The sequence below is a fragment of the Mucilaginibacter sp. genome, assembly GCF_039207105.1.
In the GTDB taxonomy this organism is placed as follows: domain Bacteria; phylum Bacteroidota; class Bacteroidia; order Sphingobacteriales; family Sphingobacteriaceae; genus Mucilaginibacter.
Window position 1 is genome coordinate 6894 of record NZ_JBCECK010000150.1, and the last position, 4136, is coordinate 11029.

Here is a 4136-nt window from a genome sequence, read left to right on the forward strand (position 1 = left end):
ACAATTTGGGTATAGATTCATTCATTATAAAAATTTCATAAAACATTAAGCGAGTATTTAAATACCCCATATCATATCTATGAAACCAACACTTCTTATTTTGGCCGCCGGAATGGCCAGCCGTTACGGCAGCATGAAACAAGTTGATGGCTTTGGCCCCAACGGTGAAACTATTATTGATTATTCTATATACGATGCCATAAAAGCTGGCTTTGGCAAAGTAAGCTTCATTATCCGCGAGGAATTTTTAGATAGCTTTAAAGCTATTTTTGAGCCAAAGCTTAAAGGCCGCATTGAAACCGACTACGTTTTTCAAAACTATGACCTTGCTCCCTTTGGCATTGATAAAACCATTGAACGCGCTAAGCCCTGGGGTACCGCTCACGCTGTACTTGCTGCCCGCAACCAACTGAACGAGCCATTTTGCGTTATCAATGCTGATGACTATTACGGTTATGACTCATTTGAAAAAATGGCAAAGTTTTTAACCACTGAAGTTAGCGATGATACCTACTCACTGATCGGCTACCAGATTGACAGGACCCTGTCTGATTATGGTTCTGTATCGCGCGGTGTTTGTAAAGTTGATGACAGCGGCAACATGGTTGAAATTAACGAGCGTACCGAGGTTTATTTTAAAGAAGATGGCAGCGTGGCTTATAAAGATGCTACCGGCGAACATGCTTTACCAAATGACACCCGCGTATCTATGAATTTCTGGGGTTTTACCCCTGCCATATTCAAGCAAAGCCTGCCAATGTTTCAGCGTTTTGTTGAGGCTAATGAAACCAACCCTAAAGCGGAGTTCTTTATTCCGCTGGCTGCTGATGAGCTGATCAAAACAGGCGCTGCTAAATTTAAAGTAATCCCAACCGGTTCAAAATGGTTCGGTGTAACTTACAAAGAAGATAAGCCCATTGTACAAAAAAGCATATCAGAACTGGTAGCCAATGGCACTTACCCTGAAAAACTTTGGGACTAATTATTTCCCCACGATCATACGAAATCCCGCCCTTGAGCGGGATTTTTGTTTTACATACTTTTTACATTTACAAAAACTAATAAAACCCTGTAGCGTTCCATTTTTGTGCAGATATTAAATACTTATAGCCAACATGGAAACAACAATATCAGGAAATATACAGGGTTTTAAACAACAGGGCGAAGCTCTGGTGATCAAGGCGGCCGAAGGTGAGGCACGTGTATACATTTATAGCCCAACTATTATCAGGATATGTATCAGCAAGAATCATCATGATGCGGATACGTCCTTTGCTGTGATTCAAAAGCCTGTTCCTGATTTTGATTTTGACGAATCGGCAGAGTTTATCCGGATCAATACTTCGGCCCTGAAACTTCGCATCCATAAATCGCCTTTAAGGTTTAATTTTTATACTGCCGATGGTAAACCTTTGAGCGAAGATGATGAGCGTTTTGGTACCACCTGGCAGGGTTCAAGGGTAATAACTTACCGCAAGCTGTACCCAGATGAAAGATTTATTGGTCTGGGCGAAAAAACAGGCAATCTTGACCGTCGCGGCAGTTCCTATACCAACTGGAATACTGACGCGGTTGATTATACCCCTAAAACCGATCCGCTGTATAAAACTTTTCCTTTCTTTATCGGCCTGCATAGCGGTTTAACTTACGGGCTGTTTTTAGACAATACGCATAAAAGCTATTTCGATTTTGGCGCTACTACCGATAACCAAATGAGCTGGTTTGGAGCCGATAGCGGAGACCAGAATTATTATTTCTTCGGTGCGCAGGGTGTGCCGCAACTCTTAGCCGATTACACCTGGCTAACCGGCCGCATGGAAATGCCGCCACTGTGGAGCCTCGGTTATCAGCAATGTCGCTGGAGTTATATGAGCGCAGCTGAGGTTCTTGACATAGCCAAAACCTTTCGCAAAAAACAAATACCTGCAGATGTGATCTACTGCGATATTGACTACATGGAAGGTTTCAAGATATTCACCTGGAACAAAAAAACATTTGCCAAACCCAAAGCTATGATGGATGAGCTGAAGGCCATGAACTTTCACCTCGTTACCATTGTTGATCCAGGCATTAAGATAGAGGAAGGTTACCAGCAATATGATGAGGGCATAGCCAACAACTACTTTGCCACCTACCCCAACGGCGAAAACTATACCGGCTACGTATGGCCCGGCCGCTGTCATTTCCCCAATTTTTTCAGGGAAGATGTGCGTGAGTGGTGGGGCGCGGCATTCACCGCTTTAACTGACATTGGTGTAGATGGCTTTTGGAATGATATGAACGAACCTGCCGCCTGGGGACAAAACATGCCCTGGCTGGTGCAATTTGGTGATAAAGATATGCCAGAAGTGCGCAATGCCTACGGCACGCAGATGGCCCGGGCCACTTATGAGGGCACATGCAAGCTTTTGGGCAACAAACGGCCGTTTGTATTAACCCGTGCCGCTTATGCCGGCACGCAGCGCTATTCGGCCGTGTGGACGGGTGATAACACCGGCACTGATGAACACATGTTGCTTGGACAGCGCCTGGTAAACAGTTTGGGTATTACCGGCATGGCATTTACCGGGGTTGATATCGGCGGTTTTAGCGGCAACCCTACGCCTGAACTCATGGTACGCTGGAACTCATTGGGTGTATATACCCCCATGTTCCGTAATCATGCCATACAAGGCAGCAAAATGCGCGAGCCCTGGAAGTGGGGCGAAGCCAACGAGCAGATCATCAAAAAGGATATTGAACAGCGGTATAAGTTACTGCCTTATATCTATTCGGCCTTTTACCAGTCGCACTTAACCGGCATGCCGCTGAGCCGCACGCTGGCCATTGAGCATTCGTTTGATGACCTAGTATTCGACACACGTTTCCAGAACCAGTTTATGTTTGGCGATGCCTTGCTGATTGCCCCTGTAGAAAGTACCCGCATGAATACGGATGTTTACCTGCCGCCCGGCAGTTGGTACCGTTTAAGCACTAATGAAAAATTCAATGGTGATCAGATCGTGAATGTCGATGCCCCGCTAACTGATCTGCCCGTGTTTGTAAAGGCAGGGAGCATTGTCCCCATGCAGCATATCGTACAAAGCACCGCTGAACAAGGTGATGGCATACTGGAACTGCACATCTGGCATAATGAAGAACCCTGCCTTTTTACATACTATGAAGATGATGGCCTATCTTACGATTATCAGACTGGCGCTTTCTATAAGCGAGAGATCGGTTTTGAGCCTATTAACCGGGTTATTCATTTATCGAGCGTAGAGGGCACGTTTTCATCTAAATATGGCAAGATACAATTGGTATTACACGGCTTCGGGAAAGTTAATTTGAAGCAAGAAATGTTTGATTTGGAAAATGGGGTGATGGAGATAGGATATTGAAAAACCATTATCTTTAACTGTCAGAAAACAATTCATGGCCAATACCTTTTCACAAATCTATCTTCAATTTGTTTTTGCCGTAAAAAACAGGCAAAGCCTTATTTCAAAAAACAATAAAGAGGAATTACACAAATACATTACCAGTCTTGTTCAAAACAGAAAAGCAAAATTGCTTGCTATTCATTGCATGCCTGACCACATTCACATTTTTGTTGGTTTTAAACCGACTATCTCTATCTCCGATTTTGTGAAAGAGATCAAGGTTGAGAGCAATGAATTCATAAATAGCAAAAATTGGATTAAAGGCAAGTTTAGCTGGCAGGAAGGTTATGGTGTATTCTCTTATTCTCAATCACATGTTGACGCCGTTGTAAAATATGTATTAGATCAGGAAATTCATCATCAGAAAAAGACATTCAAACAAGAATATCTGGAATTATTAAAAAAATTTGAGGTTCCATTTGAAGAACAGTACTTGTTTGATTTTATAGAATAATGCAATTCTCTGTTAATTGGAGGCTCCTATGGAGCCAAACTTATTTAAAAACATTTGCTATAAACAGGTAGCCCCTATGGGGCTCGATGGCCCAAACTCTCGAAACCATATTTAGAGAACTAACTATAAACTGGCATCCCCAATGGGGCTTAATTGTCCAAAACTCTCGAAACCATATTTAGAGAACTAACTATAAACTGGCATTCCCAATGGGGCTTAATTGTCCAAAACTCTCGAAACCATATTTAGAGAACTAACTA

General features: G+C 43.0%; 3 protein-coding genes. All 3 read left to right on the forward strand.

Annotated elements, in window-relative coordinates; genetic code table 11:
* Positions 1–79: 79 nt before the first annotated feature.
* The 3 genes from AAGC65_RS21280 to tnpA all read left to right on the forward strand — a co-directional run bounded on the left by AAGC65_RS21280 (position 80) and on the right by tnpA (position 3876).
* The gene (locus AAGC65_RS21280; RefSeq protein ID WP_343114477.1) at positions 80–982 is read left to right on the forward strand and encodes a sugar phosphate nucleotidyltransferase; all 903 of its coding nucleotides are present in this window, start codon (positions 80–82) and stop codon (positions 980–982) included.
* A gap of 133 nt (positions 983–1115) precedes the next feature.
* Complete coding sequence (locus tag AAGC65_RS21285) at positions 1116–3380, forward strand: glycoside hydrolase family 31 protein (RefSeq protein ID WP_343114478.1); 2265 nt, start codon at positions 1116–1118, stop codon at positions 3378–3380.
* A gap of 34 nt (positions 3381–3414) precedes the next feature.
* Complete coding sequence (tnpA, locus tag AAGC65_RS21290; protein WP_343114479.1) at positions 3415–3876, forward strand: IS200/IS605 family transposase; 462 nt, start codon at positions 3415–3417, stop codon at positions 3874–3876.
* The last annotated feature ends 260 nt before the right edge of the window (positions 3877–4136 follow it).

What these genes read in the sequence shown, in the direction of transcription:
- AAGC65_RS21280 (WP_343114477.1), top strand. Translation starts at nt 80, where the DNA reads ATGAAACCAACACTTCTTATTTTGGCCGCCGGAATGGCCAGCCGTTAC.
- AAGC65_RS21285 (WP_343114478.1), top strand. Translation starts at nt 1,116, where the DNA reads ATGGAAACAACAATATCAGGAAATATACAGGGTTTTAAACAACAGGGC.
- tnpA (WP_343114479.1), top strand. Translation starts at nt 3,415, where the DNA reads ATGGCCAATACCTTTTCACAAATCTATCTTCAATTTGTTTTTGCCGTA.